The 21,975-nt window shown below is 64.2% G+C and carries 15 protein-coding genes; 8 read left to right on the forward strand and 7 right to left on the reverse strand.

Annotation, left to right across the window (positions count from 1 at the left end):
• The first annotated feature begins 438 nt into the window (after nt 1-438).
• Nucleotides 439-2,625: a prolyl oligopeptidase family serine peptidase gene (locus AC3WR5_RS20765; RefSeq protein WP_492486814.1), complete on the forward strand. Its 2,187-nt coding sequence runs from the start codon at nt 439-441 to the stop codon at nt 2,623-2,625.
• A gap of 8 nt (nt 2,626-2,633) precedes the next feature.
• On the opposite strand, the gene AC3WR5_RS20770 is transcribed toward AC3WR5_RS20765, so the two are convergent.
• The 6 genes from AC3WR5_RS20770 to AC3WR5_RS20795 form a co-directional block, all read right to left on the reverse strand.
• Nucleotides 2,634-5,321: a PAS domain-containing protein gene (locus tag AC3WR5_RS20770; protein WP_492486816.1), complete on the reverse strand. Its 2,688-nt coding sequence runs from the start codon at nt 5,319-5,321 to the stop codon at nt 2,634-2,636.
• A 151-nt stretch (nt 5,322-5,472) separates the two neighbouring features.
• Nucleotides 5,473-5,676 carry a hypothetical protein gene (locus AC3WR5_RS20775; protein ID WP_141284965.1) on the reverse strand — a complete coding sequence of 68 codons (204 nt, stop codon included), beginning with the start codon at nt 5,674-5,676 and terminating at the stop codon, nt 5,473-5,475.
• A 15-nt stretch (nt 5,677-5,691) separates the two neighbouring features.
• Complete coding sequence (locus AC3WR5_RS20780; protein WP_141284963.1) at nt 5,692-5,892, reverse strand: hypothetical protein; 201 nt, start codon at nt 5,890-5,892, stop codon at nt 5,692-5,694.
• Between the two features lie 202 nt (nt 5,893-6,094).
• Nucleotides 6,095-6,358, reverse strand: coding sequence for a translation initiation factor IF-1 (gene infA, locus AC3WR5_RS20785; RefSeq protein WP_141284961.1), 264 nt, complete (start codon nt 6,356-6,358; stop codon nt 6,095-6,097).
• 313 nt (nt 6,359-6,671) lie between these two features.
• Entirely contained in the window at nt 6,672-7,586 is a 915-nt protein-coding gene (locus AC3WR5_RS20790) for a tyrosine-type recombinase/integrase (RefSeq protein ID WP_492486819.1), read from the reverse strand.
• Nucleotides 7,587-7,889: 303 nt separating this feature from the next.
• Nucleotides 7,890-11,342, reverse strand: a complete 3,453-nt coding sequence (locus AC3WR5_RS20795) for a response regulator (RefSeq protein ID WP_492487199.1) — start codon at nt 11,340-11,342, stop codon at nt 7,890-7,892.
• Nucleotides 11,343-11,787: 445 nt separating this feature from the next.
• Here AC3WR5_RS20795 and AC3WR5_RS20800 point away from each other — a divergent pair, with 445 nt between their 5' ends.
• The 4 genes from AC3WR5_RS20800 (at nt 11,788) to AC3WR5_RS20815 (ending at nt 17,464) form a co-directional block, all read left to right on the forward strand.
• A complete protein-coding gene (locus AC3WR5_RS20800; protein ID WP_492486821.1) occupies nt 11,788-13,818 on the forward strand; it encodes a hypothetical protein in 2,031 nt (676 codons plus the stop codon).
• Nucleotides 13,818-14,840: an AAA family ATPase gene (locus tag AC3WR5_RS20805; RefSeq protein WP_492486823.1), complete on the forward strand. Its 1,023-nt coding sequence runs from the start codon at nt 13,818-13,820 to the stop codon at nt 14,838-14,840. Before AC3WR5_RS20800 ends, AC3WR5_RS20805 begins: the two co-directional genes overlap by 1 nt.
• Nucleotides 14,841-15,724: 884 nt before the next feature.
• A complete protein-coding gene (locus AC3WR5_RS20810; RefSeq protein ID WP_492486825.1) occupies nt 15,725-16,747 on the forward strand; it encodes a hypothetical protein in 1,023 nt (340 codons plus the stop codon).
• Nucleotides 16,748-17,269: 522 nt separating this feature from the next.
• On the forward strand, nt 17,270-17,464 hold the full coding sequence (locus AC3WR5_RS20815; protein WP_492486827.1) for an AbrB/MazE/SpoVT family DNA-binding domain-containing protein: 195 nt from the start codon (nt 17,270-17,272) through the stop codon (nt 17,462-17,464).
• 169 nt (nt 17,465-17,633) lie between these two features.
• Here the strand turns inward: AC3WR5_RS20815 and AC3WR5_RS20820 are convergent, their stop codons facing one another.
• Nucleotides 17,634-18,074 carry a helix-turn-helix domain-containing protein gene (locus AC3WR5_RS20820; RefSeq protein WP_492486828.1) on the reverse strand — a complete coding sequence of 147 codons (441 nt, stop codon included), beginning with the start codon at nt 18,072-18,074 and terminating at the stop codon, nt 17,634-17,636.
• On the opposite strand from AC3WR5_RS20820, the gene AC3WR5_RS20825 reads away from it, so the two are divergent.
• From AC3WR5_RS20825 to AC3WR5_RS20835, 3 genes are all read left to right on the forward strand, one after another.
• On the forward strand, nt 18,011-18,448 hold the full coding sequence (locus AC3WR5_RS20825; protein ID WP_492487214.1) for a hypothetical protein: 438 nt from the start codon (nt 18,011-18,013) through the stop codon (nt 18,446-18,448). The two genes, AC3WR5_RS20820 and AC3WR5_RS20825, sit on opposite strands and share 64 nt — an antisense overlap.
• Before the next feature lie 487 nt (nt 18,449-18,935).
• Entirely contained in the window at nt 18,936-19,784 is an 849-nt protein-coding gene (locus AC3WR5_RS20830) for a KilA-N domain-containing protein (RefSeq protein ID WP_492486830.1), read from the forward strand.
• A gap of 157 nt (nt 19,785-19,941) precedes the next feature.
• Nucleotides 19,942-21,630, forward strand: a complete 1,689-nt coding sequence (locus AC3WR5_RS20835) for a site-specific integrase (RefSeq protein WP_492487201.1) — start codon at nt 19,942-19,944, stop codon at nt 21,628-21,630.
• Nucleotides 21,631-21,975 lie beyond the last annotated feature (345 nt).

A 21,975-nucleotide genomic window follows, 5' to 3' on the forward strand; every position in this document is an offset into this window, starting at 1 on the left:
GACGAGAAGGGCGACATCAAGAACGGCGCCCTGACGCTGTACACCTACAAGGGCGACGCCCGCGAGCAGATCGCCGTGATCCACTGAGATGGCGAGGCTGGCGCCGCGCCAGCCTTTCATCCGGTTTTTCTTTCGTGAGTGCGGCCTGGCCGCCAGGCGAGCGGACTGACCTGCTCGGCTGGCCTGCCGGGTCCCGAAACCCGGGGCGGCGTCTTGCAGGGACGTGGGGCGCTGCCAACAGGGGTCGTTGCGACATGCAGCAGGCGCTGAACCGCCGCCGCATGTCGTTTTTTTTGGCCAGCACGCTGGCTTCGTTTAGCACAGACTGCGCTTAGGTTCTAGGGGCAGGGATTCCGCAGGCGCGCGAGGGGTCTTCGCAACACGGCACCGTAACATCGCCGCTTTGTTTTTGGCGCACTCGCGCCACGGAGCCCGTGCATGTCGATCCATGTTTCACGGCGGCGCCAGTTGATCCTGGCCGCCAGCTTGTTCTCCCTGGGCCTGGCCGCGGAGGCGGTCACCCCGCCAGCAGCCCCCAGCCAGGCGGTCACCGAGACGCTGCACGGCGTGGACGTCGCGGATCCGTACCGCAACCTGGAGAACCTGAAGTCGCCCGAGACGCAGGCCTGGCTGAAGGCGCAAGGCGCTTACGCTGCCGAGCAGCTGGCGGCGATTCCTGTCCGCGATGAGATCCAGCAGCGCATCGAGATGCTGGCCCAGGCCACCGGGGACCTGGTGCGCGGCGTTGTCCGCATGCCGGGAGAGCGCTACTACTACCTCAAGCGCAAGGCCGGCGAGAACCAGTTGAAGCTGGTGCTGCGCACAGGGCTGGGTGGCGTCGAGAAGGTGCTGGTGGACCCGGAAGCGCTGACCAAGGCGGCCGGCGGCGTGCCGCATGCGATCAACTACTTCGTGCCGTCCTGGGACGGGCGCTACCTGGCCTACGGCATCTCGGCCGGCGGCTCGGAAGACGCTTCGCTGTACGTGATGGACTTGCGCAGCGGCAAGCCGGTCGGCGCGCCGGTGCCGCGGGTGCACGAGTCCGCCGTGCACTGGTTGCCCGACAGCAAGGCGTTGACCTACAACCAGATCCGCGAGTTGCCGGCCGGCGCGCCCGACACCGAAGCCTACATGGACAGCACGGTGTTCCTGCTGAAGGTGGGCGACATGGCCAGCGCCGCGCGGCCCTTGTTCGGTCCGCTGGTCAACCCGGAGTTGAAGCTGGACCGCCTGGACGTGGGCAATGTCTTCTTCAGCCCCGGCAGCGCCTACATGGTGGCGCGCACGACCGACACCACGGTGCCCGAGGGCAAGGTCTTCATCGCGCCGGTGGCCTCGCTGAAAGCCAAGACCGTGTCGTGGCAACGGGTCTCCGGTTTTGACGACAAGATCACCGACGTGCAGCTGCGCGGCAAGCAGCTGTTCCTGCGCACCTACGAAGGCGCGCCGCGTGGCCGCGTGCTGGCGCTGGACCTGGCCAAGCCGGTGCTGGCGAACGCCCGCACCGTGGTGCCCGAGCCGGCCACCGGCGTGCTGGAAGCGTTCGCGCTGGGCCGGGACGCGATCTATACCGAAGAGCGCCAGGGCTTCACGCTGCGGACGCTGCGTCATGCTGGCGGCAAGACCAGCGACATGGCCCCGGGCCTGGCTGGATCGACCTTCCTGGGTGGCGACCCCGCGCATGCTTACTCGGACATGCTGCTGACCACCAGCAGCTGGACCGAGCCCGCGACCATCCTGCTGGCCGACGGCCACGGCAAGGTGCGCAACACCGGGCTGCGCGATTCGCAGAAGCCGGCCGGCGTGCCCGAGCTGGTGGTGACCGAGGTGATGGTGCCCAGCCATGACGGCGTAAAGGTGCCGCTGGCCATCCTGCACCGCAAGGGCCTGATGCTGAACGGCAGCAATCCGACACTGCTGGTGGGCTATGCCGCCTACGGTTTTTCGATCGAGGCGACCTACGATCCGCGTGCCTACGCGTGGTTCGAGCGCGGTGGCGTGCTGGCCTTCGTGAATGCCAGAGGCAGCGGTGCCTTCGGCGACGCCTGGTACCGCGCGGGCTTCAAGGCCACCAAGCCCAACACCTGGAAGGACGGCGTGGCGGCTGCGCGCTACCTGATCAACCAGGGCTATGCGTCGAACAAGACGCTGGGCGTCTGGGGCACCAGCGCCGGCGGCATCTTCGTCGGCCGTTCGGTGACCAGCGCGCCGGACCTGTTCGCGGCGGCGATCTTCGACGTTGGCATCATGGACGCGGTGCGGGCCGAGGAGTCGGCCAATGGCGTGACCAACATCTCCGAGTTCGGTTCGGCCAAGAACCCTGCCGAGTTCCCGGCGCTGCTGGAGATGAGCACCTACCACCAGGTCAAGGATGGCACCGCCTACCCGGCGGTGATGTTCATCCACGGCTTGAACGACCCGCGTGTGGACGTGTGGCACAGCGCCAAGACCGCTGCGCGCCTGCAGGCCGCGACCAGCAGCGGCAAGCCCATCCTGCTGCGCCTGGACGGCCAGGCCGGCCATGGTGTGGGCAGCACGGCCGCGCAGGGCTACAGCAAGCAGGCCGACATCTACAGCTTCCTGCTGTGGCAGTTCGGCATGGCGGGCAACAAGCCGGCGAACTGATGCGCCGATCAGGCCACGGCGGCCAGGCCCAGCCAGCGCAGCAGCGTCTCGTAAAGCTGGTGCGCCTGCACCGGCTTGGCGACGTGGTCGTCCATGCCGGCGGCCAGGCAGGCTGCGCGGTCTTCGGCGAATGCACCGGCCGTCATCGCGACGATGGGCCAGTGCGCACGGCCTGGCAGCTGGCGGATCTGGCGCGTGGCTTCCAGCCCGTCCAGCCTGGGCATCTGCACGTCCATCAGCACCAGCGCGTAGTCCTGTTCGGCGGCCCGCTGCACCGCCTCGACACCGTCGCAGGCGTTGTCGACGACAAGGCCGGCAGCGCTCAGCAACTCGGTTGCGACCAGGCGGTTGACCGGGTTGTCTTCAGCCAGCAGCACGCGGGTGCCGCTGAAGCGCTGGCGCAGCTGCTTGTCCGGGGTGTCCGCGGCTGTGTCGGCAGGCAGGGCTGGCGTGGGCGGCTGGCCCTGCAGGCTGCTCAGCAGCGCTTCGGTGGCGGCGGCCACTTCGGCTGACTGTGCGGGGTCTTCGTCGGCTGTGATGTCGCGGGCCAGCGCCAGTCGGCCGTTGGCCTTGGGCACGCTGGCCTGCAGTTGTGCGGTGAACCAGAAACGGCTGCCCACGCCGAGTTCACTGTCCACGCCCGCCTCGCCACCCATCAGCTCGGCCAGCCGGCGGGTGATGGCCAGGCCCAGGCCGGTGCCGCCGTAGCGGCGGGTGGTCGAAGCGTCGGCCTGCTCGAAGGCCTGGAACAGGTTGGCCAGCTTGTCCTGCGCGATGCCGATGCCGGTGTCGCAGACTTCGAAGCAGGCCAGCAAGGGCGGGTTGTGGCCGTGGCCGGCCTGGTTCGCAGCTTCCGCGGCAAGGTCGGGTGGCAGCGGCAGGCTGCTGCAGCGCAGCGTAATGCTGCCGTGCTCGGTGAACTTGCTGGCGTTGTTGAGCAGGTTCAACACGGCTTGTGACAGCCGTGTCGGGTCGCCGCGCAAGCCGTCGGGCAGGCCTTCGACTTCCAGCTTCAGCGCAATGCCTTTGGCACGCACGTGTTCGGCCACCAGCGTGCTCATGCGCTCCAGCATCGCGCTGAGCGAGAAGTCTGTTTCCTCCAGCACCAGCTTGCCGGCTTCGATCTTGGACAGGTCCAGGATGTCGCTGATGACGGCCAGCAGGTGCTGGGCGGCATGGTTGACCTGGTCCAGCCGCAGCAGCAGCGCAGGGTCTCGCTGGTCCTGGCGCATCAGGTAGGTCATGCCGATGATGGCGTTCATCGGCGTGCGGATTTCGTGGCTCATGTTGGCCAGGAAAGCGCTCTTGGCCTGGCTTGCGGCTTCGGCGCGGTCGCGGGCCTGCTGCAGTTCGCGGTTGAGCTGCTGCAGCTGGCGTTCGGTGCGCTTGAGCTGGGTCACATCATGGAAGGCGACAAAGACGCCGCGGACTTCGCCGGCGTGAAGGTCCGGTGTGAAGGTGGTCCAGGTCTGGGTGATCTGGCCGTCCACGCCCACCAGTGCACGTTCGATCTGGCGAGCCTCGCCTTGCAGCGCAGCTTGCAGGCAGGGGTCGGTTTCCCCGGCGATCTGCTCGCCTAGCAAGTCGTCGGCATGCCGGCCGATGAGTTGGGCCGGCGTGCTCTGCATCCACTGCGCGTAGGCCTTGTTGGCAAAGCGGCAGCGCGACTCGCGGTCCCAGTAGCTGACGGCACCCGGCATGTTGTCGGTCATGGTCTGCAGGAACTGGTTGCTTTCCTGCCGCGCGTGCACTGCGCGCTCCAGTGCCACGCTGCGCTCAGTCACCAATTGCTCCAGGTGGTGGCGTTGCTGGTCCTGCGCCTGGGCCAGGCGCTTGCGCTCGGTGATGTCCCGGCAGGTGCAGAGCACGAGCGCACGGGCGCCGGTATGCGTCGGGCTGGCGCTGATCTCGACGTCCAGCAGGCTGCCGTCGGCCCGCCGCCAGCGGGTTTCCAGCAGCGGGTGGCTGGGCTGTTTGTTCGCCAGCGCCGCCAGGGCCTGTTCGCGGGTCCACTCCACGTCCCAGTCCCACAGGTGGAGTTGGGCGACCTCTTCGCGCGAGCGCCGCAGCATGCGGGCAAAGCTTTCGTTGGCCTGGAACACGCCACCTTCTGGCGTCAAGACGACCACACCGTCCTGCGTCTGCTCCAGCAACGCGTGTCGCAGTTCGGCTTCCTGCTCGGCCAGGTGCTGCAACTGACGCTTTTCGGTCAGGTCGCGCAGCACGCCGAACAGGCCGATCAGGCGACCATGCGCGTCATGCAACGGACCTTTGGTGACGCTGAAAAAGCGGTTGTCCGGCCAGTTTCGCTCGAAGTCGATGTTGCGCTGTTCGCGCAGGACCTGCGCGTCCTGAGCCGCGAGTTCGGCCGCACGCTCAGGGCCGTAGAGTTCCAGGTCGTTGCGACCGATCACGTCTTCCGGCTTGCGCGCAAAGCTGCGCCCGGCACCAGGATTGAACAACAGGTAGCGGCCGTTCAGGTCCTTGGCGAAGATCAGGTCAGAGGAGCCTTGGGCGATGGCGGCAACCAGCGCGGTTTCGCGCAGTTGCGAGAGCTGCTGGCGGCGGCGCGCGCCGTGGCGGTCCCGCATGGCCCGCCAGCGCCGATGCCGCCATGCCCACAGCACGACCAGCGTCAGCAAGATGCCAAGCAGGGTGCCGACAATGGCTGCGATGGCGATGGACAGCTCGGTCACAGTGGCATTCGAAGCATGCCCGTGCTGCGCACCGGCCTTTTGCAGGCCAAGCGTCGCTCAAGGGGTGTGCCACGGTAGCACAAGCGGCCTGGTGCCCAAAGCGCAGGTCAGACCTTGAAATCGGCGTCTTTTCCGGGCACCGCAGGCAGGTTCAGGGCTTGTGGCCCAGCAGCCGCGCTGGCAGGTAGAGCAAGGCGCGTAGCAGCGCAAACATGGCGCCGACGACCACGCCCAGCAGGCGCAATGGCAGGCTGAGCAGCCACAGCAAAGGGGCGACCAGCAACAGCGCCAGCGCCACGGGCCAGCACAGCACCCACAACAGGCACCACAGCAAGAAGGCGATCAGCAGCGGCATTGGGCGGTCTCCCGATCAGCTGCGCAGGCCACGCGAGGGCTGCAGGCTGCAGCTCTGGGCGACCACCGTGCTGCGCTGGAACTGGGCTTGCGTCAGTTCTTCGTGCTGCCGGTTGGCTTCCGATCCCAGGGCCCAGAGGCTGGCGGTGGTGATGCCGAGCGCCAGGCCGAGGCCGGTCAGGCGGGGAAGGAAGAGCGGGGATTGGGCAAGCGGCATGGCGGGGCTCCGGTTCCAGTGGTCAACGCACACAGCGGGCGTTCAACAGGCTGGACTCTAGGGAGCGTGCGCGCCGCTTGCGACGGACAGGCGACGAACCGTCGCTCGGAAGGCATGAACCGCAGGTGTCAACGACGAACCCGACGGTGGGCTGGGCAGCGCCCTCCCTTGATCAAGCCAATTGCCGCGAGGGGCAGACAGCTCAGCGGCGACGTGGGCTGTTGCCGCCCATAGGAGCACCGGTGCGCTCGATGTGGCGGAAGGTGATGCGCCCCTTGTTCAGGTCGTATGGCGACAGCTCCAGCGACACGGCATCCCCGGCAAGGATGCGGATGTGATTTTTCTTGACCTTGCCGGCGGTGTAGGCCACCAGCTGGTGACCGTTTTCCAGCGTCACGCGAAAGCGCGAGTCTGGCAACACTTCATTGACGACGCCACGCATCTCGATCAGTTCTTCTTTGGCCAAAGGGACTCCTGATGACAAAAGGTGCTGGCCAAGCCTCGGCTCGAGGGCAGCGGCAACAGCGTCGGCGCACGAGCCGCGAGGGCAGGAAACGCATGGCGCCTTGCAGCGCAACGCGGAAGACCATTCACGGTCGGCCTACCGGCAAAAGCGGCGAACCGAACGCGGCCCGACGGCGCCAGCGCGGGGTGAACAGGCTTGGTGACCGGGGATGGCTCAGGGCCGGTCGGTGACGGGCGGCTGCAGGTGAGGGCAGCGGGCCACGATGCCTGGAAAACCCAGCGCGCCGGATGGTGTCGCGGGTCGTGCCTCCGCTTCACCATGCGTCGAGCCGGGCATTGTAAGAGTTTTCGAATTCTTCTACCTGGCTTTCCTCACGTTTGGCCAGCAGGCGTTGGTAACGGTCCATCACGTCGGGGTCGGTCACGCCGAGCCGCTTTGACAACTCTGCAGGCGCAACACCTCGGCGCAACTGCCGCAAGGCATAGGTGTGGCGCAAGCGGTAGGAGCCTCCGTCGACCTGGCCAAGGCCCGCGGCCGTCAGTGCCTTTCGCACGGCCTCGTAGTGCGCCACCTTGCCCCATGGCGCACCGGCTGAACGGGTCGACGGAAAAACCATGCTGCCGGGAAATGAAAACTCGCTGCGCAGCGTGAGCCACTCGTCCAGCAATCGTGCGGGCCAGCCGTTCAACTGCACCGTGTGCGCCGGCGAATTGCCGTTGGCGGGCAATGTCAGCGCGGTGGGGCGCCGTGGCACCGCCGAGTCGGCTACCGCTTGCTGCACGTGGCGCAGTTCCAGCGCCCTGATCTCGCCCGGCGTGAGACCTGCGCCAAGTTGCAGGCCGATCGCCGCGCGTATGCGCATTTCTTTCCAGGTTGCCGAAGATCTGGCGGCGGTCTCCGGCTCGCCGGGCGACAGCCAGCGCAGCAGGGCGGCGGCTTCCTGGGCGCTCAGCGCCTCCGGCAGTCCGTCTTGCTGGCTAGCGTTGGCATATTGGATGTCTGGGCGGCGCGCGAGCAGGTCTGCGCACGCATTGTTTGGAGGCGTGGCCTGCCGCATCGCCTCGAATTGCATCACCCGGTCAATCAGCCTGACCATGCGCCAGGCATGCCTCGGGCTGAGCTCCGAGTCGCGTCCGCGCTCGTCCAGGAATCGCGAAAGCTGCGCAACATTCAGGTCCGGCAAGCGGATGTGCTGCGTTTGCAGCCATGTGGCGAACGATTGCCACATGTGCGTGTAGACCGCCAGCGATGCGGGCTTTGACAGCAGACCTCGACTTTGGACGTGGGCTGTCCAGCGTGCCCAGGTTGCATCAGCGTCTTGGCTTGACGTCTGATCGTCGGAAAGTGGCAGGGAAGGCATGCCCAACTATAAATGAACTAACGGCAGACGGCGCGGCTTGCTTGTAGCCTGAGGTCAGCTTCGAAAAAAAGACATGCCGTTAGTTCATTTTTAGCCCGGTGCTTTTGCTTGGCCCGGCAGGTATGCCGGGCCAAGCAGCGTGCAGCAACGCCGCTGATGTGGACACCCATTTCAGCCGCGCATCCACACCCGGATCAGCGACAGCAGCTTGTCCACATCCAGTGGCTTGGCCACATAGTCGTTGGCGCCAGCTGCCAGGCATTTCTCCTGGTCATCACGCATGGCCTTGGCCGTCAGCGCAATGATGGGCAGCTTCTGCCAGGCCGGGCGCTTGCGGATCTCGCGCATCGCCTCGTAGCCATCCATCTCCGGCATCATGATGTCCATCAGCACCAGGTCGACCGGACCGTCACCATCAGCGGCGCCAGGCAGATCGGCGCTGGCCAAGGCATCCAGCGCTTCACGGCCGTTGCGGGCGATCACCACCTTGGCACCCTTAGGTTCAAGCAAGCCGGACAGGGCAAAGATGTTGCGCGCGTCGTCCTCGACGATCAGGATCTTGCGACCCTCCAAGGTCGCGTCACGGTCGCGGGCGGCCTGCAGCATGCGCTGGCTCTCCGGCGGCAGATGAGATTCGACCTGGTGCAGGAACAGGCTGACTTCGTCCAGCAAGCGCTCGGGTGAACGCGCGTCCTTGATGATGATGGACTTCGAGAACTTGCGCAGCCGCTGCTCTTCGTCGCGGCTGATCGAACGGCCGGTGTAGACGATCACAGGCGGCGAGGGCTGCTGCGACTGCGTCGCCGCCATGCGCTCCAGCAGCTCAAAGCCAGAACCGTCCGGCAGGTTCAGGTCCATCACCATGCAGTCGAACCGCTCCGCCTGCAGCTGGGCGAGCGCCTCGCCGACCGACGCCACATCGGTGATCTGCACCTCGTCTGCGGCCAACAGCTGGCGAATGCTGTCGCGCTGCCGGGCGTCGTCCTCGACCACCAGCACCTGGCGAACCCGCTGTGAAAACGTGGCTTCCAGTTGCTGCAGCGCGCTCACCAGCTGTTCTCGCTTGACTGGCTTTAGCGCGTAACCCACCGCGCCCAGCGCAAGCGCTTCATGGCTGTAGTCGGCCACCGAGACCACGTGCACCGGCACGTGCCGGGTCTGCGAGCTTCGCTTGAGTTGGTCCAGCACGCTCAAGCCCGAGCGGTCCGGCAGGTTCATGTCGAGCAAGATCGCGCTCGGCTTGTATTTGCGCGCCAGCGCCAGTCCGTCTGAGGCGGACTGCGCGACCATGCAGGCAAAGCCCATCTCCTGAGCGAGGTCCCGCAAGATCATTGCGAACCGCTCGTCGTCTTCGATCACCAGGATGCGCCGCGCCTGGCCGGACTCGTGGTCGACCGCCATGTCGCTCGGCTCGTCAGCCTGAACCGACACCTGCGGATCCGGCTTGGCTTTCGCGAAGTCCAGGGGTTCGCCTGCCGGCGGCGGCGTCGCCGGCCCAGGCTGGCGCAGGCGTGGCAAGGGTAGGGCAGTGGCCAACCGGGCGGGTGCTTGCAGCGGCAAGGTCAATGTGAACACGCTGCCTTGGCCAGGCGTGCTGCTGACCTCGATGTCGCCACCGAGCAAATGGGCCAAGTCACGCGAAATCGACAAGCCCAGCCCGGTGCCGCCATACTTGCGATGGGTGCTGCCATCTGCCTGGCGGAACGCGTCGAAGATCACGCGCTGTTGCTGCTGGGAAATCCCGATGCCGGTGTCCTGCACCGTGAAGGCCAGTTGCTCGCCCTGCATCCGCAACGCCACTTTCACCTCGCCGCGCTCGGTGAATTTCAGCGCGTTGGACATCAGGTTCTTCAGGATTTGACGCAGCCGCTGCCCGTCGGTCTCCAGCCACTCGGGCACGTCGGGCTCGATCTTCGCCGTCAAGGCCAGGCCCTTTTCCCTGGCCTGCGGCATCATCATCTTCAGCAAGGAATCGACAGCAGGGGCAAGCGCCAGCGGCTCGTTGAAAACCTCGACCTTACCGGCCTCGATCTTGGACAGGTCCAGGATGTCGTTGATCAGTTCCAGCAGGTCATGGCCCGCCGCGGAAATGGTCTGGGCAAACCTGACCTGCTCCTCGGTCAGGTTGCCGCGCTTGTTGTCGGCCAGCAGTTTGGCGAGGATCAGCGAGGAGTTCAGCGGTGTGCGCAGTTCATGGCTCATGTTGGCCAGGAATTCGCTCTTGTACTGATTCGAGCGGGCCAGTTCGGTGGCCTTTTCAGACAGCACCGCATGCGCCTGTTCAAGCGCGTCGCGCTGCTGCGCCACCGCACGGGATTGCTCGGCCAACTCCGCATTGGTCTGGGACAGCTCTTCCTGCTGCAATTCCAACTGCACCTGCGACGCCTGCAAGACGCGGCCTTGTTCGCTCAGTTCCTCGTTGCTGACGCGCAGCTCCTCTTGCTGGGCCTGCAGTTCCTCGGCCTGGCGCTGGGTTTCTTCCAGCAATTGCTCCAACTGCGTGCGGTCGCGAGACGAACGCAAGGCCATGCCCAGCAGCGCCGAAGCGCGCGCCAGCAGTGCCAGTTCGGTCGGTTGCAAGCGGCGGAAAAATCCCAATTCCAGCACCGCCTGCAGATCGCCGTCGACCTCGGCCGCCAGCACCACCAACTCCCGCGGGTCGGCTTGCCCGGTGCCCGACGTCACCGGGAAATAGCCGGCCGGCACCTCGCGCACATGGCGCAGGCGCCGGTCCAGGGCAACCTGGCCGACCAGACCGTCACCTGGTCGCCAGGCACTTGCGTGGCCTTCGGCAAGCGGCAGGGCATGGCCGGCCAGGCGGCGAAAGCGCCCATCCGGCTCCGGCGCGTAAATGGCACCGACCTGGGCATTCAGCAACAGGGCCAGGTAGGCCAGGACCTTTTCACTCAGCACCTCCAACCGCAGTTCGCCTTGCAGTTCGGCACCGAGACCGGCCAGGCCATCACGCACCCAGGACTCGCGCTCGCGGGCCCGGAATTCTCGCGACGAACTGACTGCCGCCGCACCGATCAAGGCCAGCAGAAGCCCGGCTCCCACCCAGGTGGCAAGTGACGCAAATTGCTGAGCCTCCCGCCAGCGAAGCTGCCGCTCGGCCAAGGCCTGGCGCTCCGTGGCCTGCATCAACGAAATCGTCTCGCGCAACTGGTCCATCGCCGCCTTGCCGCGCGAAGTGCGCACCAGGGCCAGGGCCTGGTCAGCGTGGCCGGATCGCTTCAGCGCAATCGACTCGGCCAGTTCGTCCAGCTTGTCCGTGGTGATTTGCTGCAGGGTCGCCAGCCCACGCAGATGAACCTCGCTGTCTCCCAGCAAGGGCCCAGCTTCTGCGACGGCTGCGTGAACCCGGGCGCGGGCATCGTTGTACGGCGCCAGGTAAGACTCGTCTCCAGTGAGCAGGAATCCGCGCTGACCGGTTTCGGCGTCTTTCAACACCGACAGCACCTCCTGCAGTTGCGAGATGGCTTCGGCCGACCGAGTCAGCCGGTCAGCCGTGTAGCGACTTTCCTCCAGCGCCCGAAACGAGACCAGCGTGACCGCGACCAACGCGAACACCGCCGCAACAAAACCCATCAGCGGGCCCGCAGGCAAGAGACGCGTCTTCAGCATGCGCAGACCCGCAGGATCAAGGCAGAACCACGGCAAGCCACGGACATCTCGTTGCCACAGGCCGTAACCAGGAAACCACGCCGCTCGCGCACTGCAAATCCACCCGTCATGCCAACTCCCAACGCTGTCTTTGGCGCAAATACCGCGTGCAGTGTCGCATCTGCAATCCTGCCAACTGGGCAATACCGTGTCAATGTTCGTTATGTCAAATCTAAAACCGTTGGAGCCCAGCGGCAGCCGTGCTGCGGGTCTTTCCAGGCTTTCTGCAAGGGAAGGCGGCGATCGTTGACACAACTAAAACTGATGCTACCTAAAGGGCCCCTGCGCCCAGGAGACGGCCCGTCCGTACCCCCTAGAAATTGATGCCGTGGCAGCAACTAATGTTGGAACTTGCCGGGCATTTCAACTAATGTCGATGTACCGCTGCACCGTTAGGAGCGTCGTCATGCCAATCCGAGCAAGGATAGGAAGCCGAAACGGCGGCCACCTTGAGGTTGACATCGCATCGTGGGCCGCTGTAGATGTAGACGCCCTCACGGACGAGCGTCGTGAGCAGTTCTTGCAACGGCGCAAGGCCATCACGATGTACCTGGACGGCGCCACCGGGGACGAGTTGAAAGAAGCCACCGGCCTCCCCCGCTCAAACGTCTACCGCCTCATTGTCGAACGATGCCTCGCCACACACGCCGATGGAACCCTTATGGGCTGGCGCGGGGCGCTTCCGTTCCTTCGAGTTCAAGAGTACCGGCGCAAGACTCAGCCGCAGGTCCAAGGGCCAACCGGTAGTGGCACGGTGGGCTCCCTGCAATGGCTCTTCGAGTCGCGGGGCGGCGCCGACCTCGAAGCAAGGTTTCGGAAGCAGATTCTCGACAAAGTCCCGAAGCTTGCTGCTGCGAAACGACCAAAGCAAGAGCTGTTTATCTGGTTCATCAAGGAGCTGCGCACGGCGGGGCTGGAGGCGCGTGGCGAATGGCCCTTCAACGTCGAGAAGATGGGCTACGTCACCATCGCCAAGTTCATCGACAGGGTGATGGACGAGAACCCGCGGCGTCAGCGCCAACTGCTCGGAGGGAAAGAGGCCGAGCGCAAGGCACGAGCCGGCGACGGCACCGGCCGGCCCCAACTCAAGGTCTTCGAGCGGGTGGAATGCGATGCCCACAAGCTTGACGCCAGGATGGTTGTCCTCATCCCGTCGCCTCACGGCGGCTACGAGCCGCGCAAGATTCACCGCCTATGGGTCGTCGTCGTCATCGAGGTTGAGTCCCGCGCGGTTCTGGGCTACCACCTGAGCTTGCACATTGAGTGCAACGCTGAAGACGTGCTTCGGGCTATCAAGCGATCGCTGACGCTCTGGAGGCCCAGAGAGCTGCAGTTCAGCGAGGGCGCGTACGCAGAGGGGGCGGCACTGCCTTCGGCCCACCACGAGCGCTATGTCGGCGCCTGTTGGGATGAGTTCAGCGTCGACGGCGCGATGGCCAACATCTGCGACCGTGTCGAGCGCCAGCTGCGCGAGGTTGTCGGCTCGACCATCCTCAAACCACAGGACCCTGCAAGCTATTCCAGCCGACGCAGCAAGGACGACCGGCCGTTTATCGAATCGTTCTTCCGCCAGCTCGCCAAAGGCGGTTTCCACCGGCTCTCTCCGACCACGGGAAGCAAGCCGAAGGACAAGCAGGGAGCCGACCCGGACGCCGCCGCGGCGGCGACACAGTTCCAGTTCGAGTACGCCGAGGAACTGCTCGACACGCTCATTGCCAACTACAACGCGACACCTCACTCCGGTCTTGGCTACCGGAGCCCACTCGCCCAACTCGACTTCCTGTGCGGCCGCGAGCCAAAGCGCCTACGCCAGGCCGATGCCGGCGAAGTTCGACGCATGGTCGGTATCCGAAAGCTGTGCACCGTCAAAGGCGGCATTGACACCGGCCGCCGGCCGTACTTTCACTTCGAAAACGCTCGCTACTCAGCGGAGTGGCTCTGCCAGCGCACCGACCTGCTCGGCAAGCTGCTTTGGCTACACATCGAGGACGAAGACGACGCTCGGTGGGCAACCGTCTCGACGCAAGGCGGGGAGTTCCTCGGAGCGGTGCGCGCGGCGCCGCCATGGCATCTGTCGCCACACACCCTCTACATGCGGCGGGCCATTCGCGCACTCGACAAGAACCGGCGCGTGCACCTCACTAGCCAGTGCGATGCTGTCGAGGAGCTCATTCGGTACGCCGAAGGCTCCCAAGGCAAAAAGTTGCCCGTTCATCCCGCCTACTTGGAAGCGCGGCGTGTACTGCAGCAGCACGCCGAGGCCTTGGCTGAGCAGCCGATGGTGGCCCGGGCAAGGGTTCCTGTGTCGGACGCGCCTCCGAGCGTCACCGAGCCGCCGCACACCAAGAAGGCAGCGGCCGCGCCTACCGAGAGCTCGGCGGCCGCCGCCAAGCCGGCTCGCAAGCTGCCGCCCATGCACATGGCAAAGACCTGGTGATGGACGCCTGGACCCCAGCCCCTCTGATCGCGGAGCACATCCCAAGACACCACCCGCTGGTGACGCGGGATTACTCCCTGTACACACCGGCCATCGCCCAGATGGTCGAGACCATGGGGCATTGGCTCGATGACCAGGTGGACGGCGCGACCATCTTCGGACCATCGCGTTTCGGGAAGTCCAGCGCCGTCGATAACTGGCTGCAGTCATTGCTGTCGGAGCGCTACGGCGGACACGTGCCTCTCGTCATCTGGAGCCATACCGACTCGGGAGGGTCGCAGTCTGTCGGGCGTTTCCATGCGCACTTGCTGCACGCCAGTCGACATCCGCTTGCCAAGGCCGCACGCAGCCCGCTGGACCGGCAGCACATGCTCGTGGAGCGCTGGGCAGAACTGGCCTCACAGGGCGGCGGCCGCTTTCTGGTCCTGGTCATCGACGAGGCGCAAGGGATGACGCAGCGCGAATGGCTCTGGCTGGTTGAGTTGCACAGCCTTCTCGAGAAGGAACGCATACGGCTGTGCGTCTTTTCCATCGCCTCGCTGCAGTTCTTCGACGAGCCGGTCGGCATGGCCATGTCCGGTGGCGCACACGTGGCCGCCAGGTTCATGCTCGCTGCCGAGCCGTTCCACGGCGTTCGCGACATCGACGAGCTGCGCTTCGTGCTGTCCGGCTATGACCATGGCACCGAATGGCCAAAGCGTTCAGGCGTCTCGTTCACTGCTGGCTTGGCGCCGACGGCATGGGCAGCCGGCTTTAGGATGGCCGACCAGGCCGCAGGGCTCATGCAGGCGATGCAGGACGAGTTGCCGGCCAAGTACGAGGGCCCCATCGAGTTTCCGATGAAGACGGTCGCCCAGTCCACTCGGCACGCACTGCTGCGCATAGCCGGCGGAGCAGACCCGGGCGATGTCACGTCGGCCAGCTCCTGGCGCAACATCGTGGCAGGCTGCGGCCACAAGGCCCTGATGGCCGTGGTGACCGCCGTCGCTCCCCGCCTGCGGCGCAATGGCGCGAATGGATAGCCGACATGGAGCCGGCCAAACTGACTTGGCACCCGGGCAGCATCCTGCCTTTTGCGTCACTGTGGCACACGCTGCTGAGAGTCGCGGCGCTCAATTCGTTGCGGCCACATGACTTGCCAGACGCTGACCCCGCGCGCAGACCAGGTGGGCGCTCCTCCTTCCACAGTCGGGCCAGCCTGCTGTACAACGAATCGAACGACAAAGTCGAGTCCATATCGACTCGCGCTTTGGCGACCTGGCTCAACGAACCGCATGAGGCGTTCGCGTGGTCTCACCTTGGTCGCGTGCCGAGAGGCCTGCGCTTCTTGATCCTCGACGGATTTCGCATCTGTCCAGTATGCGTCGCGGGCGGTTACCACACCGCCTTGCTCTCGCTCCGGCTGCTTGACGCCTGCCCAATTCATCGATGCCCGCTTGTGGACCGCTGCTGGTGCGGTCACACCTTTGACGGAAGGTTGGACGGCAAAACACTCGGCCACGTGGGACATTGCCACTGCGGGCGCACGGCCTTCTTCACCAGGGAAACCTGCAGGCGTCCAACAATGACGCCAGGCGAGACTGCACCGATGCGCGAGGTCGTTGCTTGGTTGGAGCGGCTGTCAAGGGTTGGGCTGCCTCACGTTCGGCATGAAGGGAGCCAGACCAAATTCAATGCGCAATGGCTGCAGCACCTTCTCACCTGGTGTGAAGCGCTCGGCCTCGGGTACCCGGCATGCTTCACTGCGCCAACGGGGCTTCCGCGACCTCGCATCGTGACAACGGTCTGCGCGGCAGTCGAAATGAGACGGCCAGTGCCGAGACGAGCGCCGAGTTTCGCTGCTGGAACGCCATCAAGCCGTTCGAGTTACTGGCACGACGACCCGGCCACCTTGGTCTATCGGGCAATGCTGCGCCACCTTCGTCGTCACGTGTCCAGGGGCGCCGAGACACAGGCCCTCGACATCCTGAGCAGTCCTGACCCTCTGCGCATCGGCAGCCTGCTGCGCTCTAGTCGAACAGCCATGGTGGCGTTTGCGGAGATGGTTTGGTGTAAACGCATAGAGCCGGAAGTCATGCGACGCCGATGGCCGTACCGTCCCATCGCGCATGGTTCGGTCGGCTTTTACGTCGGGCACATCCAGCCACCGTGGATCGGCTACCACGATAGCCCGGGGGCCGGCGTCGTTGGGGAGAGACGCGCGTGGCTTGAGTACCACGCATGTGGCGCCTTTATAGTGTCGCTATGGCGGGAGGCTCAGCGCCTCGCTCTGGCAGCGGCACGCAGCGGCATCGCTGATTGGAGGCCAAATGCGGGTGGGGACGCTTTCAGTTGGGCGACCACCATCGAGGGAGGGAAGCTCCGATTTGTCTGCCTGGAACGCCAGACCGGCTTCGAATGGACCTTGCCGCTGCCCAACAAGCCGCTACGTCGGGAGATGTGGCTCGCGAATGAAGCAGAGAGGCGCCAGAAAGTCTCGGCGGAGTGCGCCGGGCCATGTCTCACCTGGAGCGCGCGTGGAGGGTGGGAGGTCAGGGATGCGCTGGCGCCGACAGATGCCAACGTAGCCCGCCACAGGCTGTTTGGCGTGTCGGCGGACCGGCCGAAGTTCTGGCTGTTCGTCAACGGCGACATGTTCGTGGCCCGGGCCTGTGCCTTGAAACTGCAGGTGGCTGCAAAGACGCCCAAGGAGGCCATTGAAGGACTTCGCTTGGCGATTCGCCAACACCAGCGAAGCTGCCCGCCGGTGCTTGCCAAACATCCGGTTCCGCTGGTTCAGCCGCAGCCCATCCGAGACCCTCCTAGGCGCGAGTACGAAATGAACCTCGACTACATAAGACATGCCTGCGACTTCTGGCGTGGCGCCTCAGTCTTCTACTCCGCGGCGCAGGATTATCTCGAAAGAAACCAGCGACCTGGCGCCGACTGAGAGTGTCGAACAGCGCCGAAAACTAGGTGCAGCCACGCTCGAAGCGCAGTTCAGATCAAGTCGCAATTTCGCCAGATGCCATTGACTCCCTGCGCTCGGCGATGCGCCAGCACTTGAGCCGATACCCGACAGACACACCTCGCCGCCGCTGCGATGCCGCCCTGCCCGACCCGTGCAGACCTCGAAACGGAACTGCAGATGCAGGTGTCCAAGTGCCTGCAGCGATTGGGGTTCTGGCATGGCGCCAGACACTTATAAGCTGGCCGAGGAGCACCTAGCGAAGGACAGGCGACTTCCCGCAGACGAACGCGCCGAGGCCTGGCCGTAGGTCCATGGCTACCTGGCCAATCTGTGCTCCGTAGGCCTCTCTCGCCCGACCTCGTCAGCTGTGTTACCTTGGTCGCCGCACGGCGAAGGTGATCTGACTCCGTATCAACGAATTAGACGTCACACCACATGAGTACTTCAGCAGGACAGATCAGTGCCTGGGGCAACGGCCTCGCGCTGCGGCTCACAAAGCCGATGGCCAAGGCCGCGGGCCTCGCCGAGGGTTCGCCGGTGCGCGTCACGGTTGAGCCCGGCCGCATTGTCATCGAGACCGAGGTGGAGCCGACGCTGGACCAGATGCTGGTCGCCTTTGATCCCAAGAAGCACGGCGGCGAGGCGATAGCAGATCGCGCGGTCGGCAAGGAGGCGTTTGCCAATGGCGACGCGTAAATCCTTGCTCTTGCTCACAGCACAAAAAGCCAGCAGAGTTGGCCAGCTGCTGAGGCGTCGTTCGACGCCTGCTCGCTGACCAACCCGGTTGGCACAGCGGTCACCGTCAAGGTGACCTCGCCGAGCGCTGACCTGGGCGGGTCACGTCTACTGAAGCAGATGTAGACGGCTATCGACGTGGTGGCTTCGACGGTCGCTTGATACGCTGGCCGATCAAGTCTGACGCAACCCTTGCCTCAAGAGCGTGAAGAAAGTCGGAGAGGCTTCCGCCCAAGACCTCCACCCAGAGCTTCAGCTCGATGACATCCAGCCGGCGCGATCCCAACTCGCATTTGCTGACATCGCTTTGGGAAATTTCAAGGCGTCGAGCAACCTCTACTTGGGTTAAGCCAGCGTGGCTTCTAGCTTCCCTAAGCATGCCCAAAAGTATCTCGTATTGGCGGGTATATAACGTCTTGAGCATGGGCCATGTGCTGAATGACCCTGGACGTTGAATTCCAGCTTGGAATATTCCAAAATCCACTATTCCGACTTCAGAGGTCTTGCATGTCAGTGCGAATCGCTCGTTCAGATGGGCAGACGCTTCCGCTTTCGGAGCGATTGACTGCATTCCTGTCCTCGCGCGCGGATCGCTCCTTGCCGTTTTTTCTGGGCGACTGGTTGGGTGTAGTTCAGCCAGGGGTGCTCGACGAGGTCCTAGCTTCGGTCGAGGCCTTTGAGCGTGGAGACCTGTCGACATGCGTGGATGACCTGCTTCTGCTGGTCATCGTCGCGCGATCGGCCGAATGTCGCAGCCCGCACCATCTCCTGGACGAGCAACGGATCGCCCGCTGGGTCCACACGCTTCGCGGTGCGACCATCATCGAGGCCTACAAGCGGTTCGGCTGGGTGGTCCTCGATGTGCCGTTGAGCATCGTTTCGGAAGTGAGGTCGTCTATACGGCTGACTTCCGAAGGCATAAAGCACCTCGGCGAAATCGGGTGAGGTGAGGCGTCCCTCGTACCAATGGTGCGCGGCGAGCTCGCATTCCGTCCGCCGGTGAGTGCAAGGACCTGCAAAGCAGGAAGCCAGACAAACGGGGGGAGACCTTCGTCCAGGGCGTGCGCAGACTTCTACAAGTACAGCGCAAACTTATTCAGCACTTGTGCAGACTTCTTGGAGTACACAGCCTCGCTGCCGAGGCCTGACTCATTAATGAGTTTCGCAGGTAAATCAACGACTTACATCCGCCACAAGGTAGCCTGCGCACGTGTCAACAAATTCTATCCACATCTTTTCCCAAAGATTTCCACAGGCTTGCGCACATAGGGCCTGCTAGGGCTCGAATAGAATCGTCTCACGATCATGGTCGTGGTTTTCACAGCGACATGATTGAGGCGAGGGCTCACGACTCCCCTACCACAGTTCGTCGGGAGCCCTCATTTTTGCAGAGCAAAACCGAACGATCATAGCATTGCTATTGACCGTTCGGTTGATCATCCGTTTCAAAATGATCAGACATCAGTACTCGCTCGAACTGATCGAGCACAAACATCAAACATCCATCATCCAGCAGCGCGCGTCCGACGGATACATCAATGCTACCGACCTTTGCGGGGCAGCGGGAAGGCGTTGGTACAACTACGTACGCACGGAAGAGACAGGAAAGTTCCTTCGTGCGCTCGCCGAAAGCGAAGGTGTCGCCACCTCCGTTCTTACCGACGAAGTCGTGGACCGACTGGGGGTGAAGTCGACCTGGGTGCACCCAAAGGTCGCTATTCACCTCGCGCAGTGGCTCTCGGCAGAATTCGCCGTTGCGGTCAGCGGGTGGATCTACGACTGGCTGTCAGGCAAAGGGACACCAAAGCCCGCTTCCGAAGCTGTGATGCCCTATCACCTTCGCAGGCACATGACAAACTTGCAGCGTGTGCCGCACACGCACTTTTCGATCCTGCAGGAGATGACCAATACGCTCATTGGTCCTTTGGAGGCCGCAGGTTACACGTTACCGGAAAGCATGGTTCCGGACATCTCCCAGGGGCAAATGTTCTGCCGATTCCTGCGGGAAAAGCATGGGTTGGACACAACGGCGCTTCCGACCTACATCCATCGTTATCCCGATGGCCGCGAGTTTGAAGCCAAGCTCTATCCGGTAGAGGTGCTGGCTGCGTTTAGGCACTATGTGGCGGAAGTGTGGATGCCCGAGCGCGCAGAGAAATACTTCAAAGAGCGCGATCCACAGGCCCTCCCTTACCTGGACAAAGTTTTGAGGTTGACGTGTTCTACAACCTCTCCGACGCCGCCGAGGCGGCGAAACGCGGTCGTTAAAAAAGCTGCCTGATCCGGCAGATCGTGTTGGAGGCCCGCCCAGTTGCGGGCCTCTTTCGTAGAAGTCACTGCCTCCTCTGGTCGTGCTGGACACTGCTATGGCGATAAGTCTTCTTATCGCCGTAGCAAGGCGAATCCCGTAAAGTCTCCAAGTGCCAAAACGCCCCACCATCCATCCCGAGAAGTCTCACCTGTCGGCGCCCGCGCCGACCGCACAGGGGTGGCCCGACGCAGCTGCTTTGGCGGCGCTTCGCGCGTGGTACGCCGGCATGTCGACTCGGGCGGCGGTCGAACACTACTTGGCCGATCGACTGGCGCCTGGGGCATCCAGCCGGGGCGTGCTGTCGGGGGTCCGCAGACAGTTGATTCGCTGGGCGGAAGTTCGCCATCGAGATGACCTGGCGGCACTGCTCGCCCACCCTGCCGATCAACGCACCACCCACGCTTCAGCGGTCGTGCACGCCATCGAGCGGCTCCGCGCGATGGCGCTACCGGTCCCTCGATTGACCGACGAAGTGCAGCGCTGGTTGCAGGCTCGATGCAGCAAGGCCCTTCATGCCCAGCGCATCCGAACGCTTGCGGATCTCGCCCTCACATCACGCAGTGGACGTCGCTGGTGGACCAAAATCCCGGGCTTGGGCTCACAGGCGGCAAAGACGATTCATCAGTTTTTCGAGGCGCACCCCCATCTGAAGACCGCCCTGCCAGAGCCGGTGGTGACCGCAACTGAGTTGCTACCTTGGGAATCGCTTGTCGTGCCTGGTGAAGTCGACGGATCGCGGGGGCTCTTCCGGGCGCCCGCTGCGACCTGCGCTCTGGCTGCGCGCAATGACTACGAAGCCGTGCAGGCATGGCTCGAATTGCAGGAATCGGCAGCAACCCGTCGCTCTTACCGGAAGGAGGCTGAGCGCCTCATGCTGTGGGCCATCGTCGAACGCGGCAAGGCGTTGTCGTCGCTCACGACGGAGGATGCGACGCAGTACAGAGCCATGCTGCGAAACCCGAAACCAAGGGCTCGCTGGGTTGGCCCTGCCCGGCCAAGAGCAGCAGCAGACTGGCGGCCATTCCAAGGGCCACTGTCATCTCGCTCTGTGAGCTATGCACTGCAGGTCGTGGGCGCCCTGTATCGGTGGCTCACCGCGCAACGCTACGTCCTAGTGAACCCATTCGCCGGGTTGAAGGCCCGGGGTGGGCAACTCGCTGAGGCGCTGGATGCGTCACGGGCCTTCACGGAGCACGAGTGGACGTTGGTCCGGTCGGCTGCAGACCACATCGAGTGGGTCGCGGGATGGCGCGAAGACGCCGCTCACAGGCTGCGATTCATCTTGGACTTCTGGTTCGCGACCGGACTGCGGCCAGCCGAATTTGTGGCCGCAAAGCTGGGAGACATTCGACGCGACCATCGGGACGAAGACTGGCTCCATGTCGTAGGCAAGGGAGCCAAGGCTGGGAAAGTCTCCCTTCCCCCCGTCGGAGCGGGAGCGCTGGATCGCTACCTTGCGTCTCGAAAGCTTCCTGTGACAAGGGCTCGATGGGATCCCGACGTTCCACTCGTGCCGAGTCTTGAAGGACGAGGCTTCATCACCACCGGGCGACTCTGGACGGTGATGAAGCGCTTCTTCACGTATGCGGCAGCCACGCTGACCGATTCGAGCCCTGACACGGCAGCCAAGTTGAGGCATGCAACCCCGCACTGGTTACGACACACACATGCGACCTATGCTTTGAATCAGGGCGTAGAGCTGACCACGGTGAGAGACAACCTTCGACACTCGTCCGTCTCGACAACCTCGATCTACCTGCACACAGATGATGAACGAAGGGCTCGTCAAATGCGAGACGCGTTCAAACCGCGCTAGCAAGCAGCGTTCGAACGCCAGGAGCCGCGGTAATCTCCGGCGAAGGCCTGGTGCAGCTGCAACGAGCCAGTCGTGCATATCGGCTTGGTGCACAGGGCCCCTGAGGGTCAGCTAGCTCTGAAGGATCAATTGGTTGTTTCCGGTGCCTGACGGTTTGCCGACATTCACGGTATTGCCGGCCGTAGCAGTGAAGGTCTCTTGATGCCAGTGGCAGTGAGTTCACCAAGTGACCGCCCCCGACCGCAACCGCTGTGGACCCGCTAGTCGACACGGCAAGGGCAGCTCCGGGCTGGCAAGAGTCATTCCGCGGCAACTCTTACCACGGTATTGGAGTCCGCGAAACGT

Source organism: Ideonella sp. FW305-24, assembly GCF_058788035.1.

Coding starts and splice junctions, on each gene's coding strand:
- AC3WR5_RS20765 (WP_492486814.1), top strand. CDS start 439: ATGTCGATCCATGTTTCACGGCGGCGCCAGTTGATCCTGGCCGCCAGC.
- AC3WR5_RS20775 (WP_141284965.1), bottom strand. CDS start 5,676: ATGCCGCTGCTGATCGCCTTCTTGCTGTGGTGCCTGTTGTGGGTGCTG.
- AC3WR5_RS20780 (WP_141284963.1), bottom strand. CDS start 5,892: ATGCCGCTTGCCCAATCCCCGCTCTTCCTTCCCCGCCTGACCGGCCTC.
- AC3WR5_RS20790 (WP_492486819.1), bottom strand. CDS start 7,586: ATGTGGCAATCGTTCGCCACATGGCTGCAAACGCAGCACATCCGCTTG.
- AC3WR5_RS20795 (WP_492487199.1), bottom strand. CDS start 11,342: ATGCTGAAGACGCGTCTCTTGCCTGCGGGCCCGCTGATGGGTTTTGTT.
- AC3WR5_RS20800 (WP_492486821.1), top strand. CDS start 11,788: ATGCCAATCCGAGCAAGGATAGGAAGCCGAAACGGCGGCCACCTTGAG.
- AC3WR5_RS20805 (WP_492486823.1), top strand. CDS start 13,818: ATGGACGCCTGGACCCCAGCCCCTCTGATCGCGGAGCACATCCCAAGA.
- AC3WR5_RS20810 (WP_492486825.1), top strand. CDS start 15,725: ATGCTGCGCCACCTTCGTCGTCACGTGTCCAGGGGCGCCGAGACACAG.
- AC3WR5_RS20815 (WP_492486827.1), top strand. CDS start 17,270: ATGGCCAAGGCCGCGGGCCTCGCCGAGGGTTCGCCGGTGCGCGTCACG.
- AC3WR5_RS20825 (WP_492487214.1), top strand. CDS start 18,011: ATGTCAGTGCGAATCGCTCGTTCAGATGGGCAGACGCTTCCGCTTTCG.
- AC3WR5_RS20820 (WP_492486828.1), bottom strand. CDS start 18,074: ATGCAGTCAATCGCTCCGAAAGCGGAAGCGTCTGCCCATCTGAACGAG.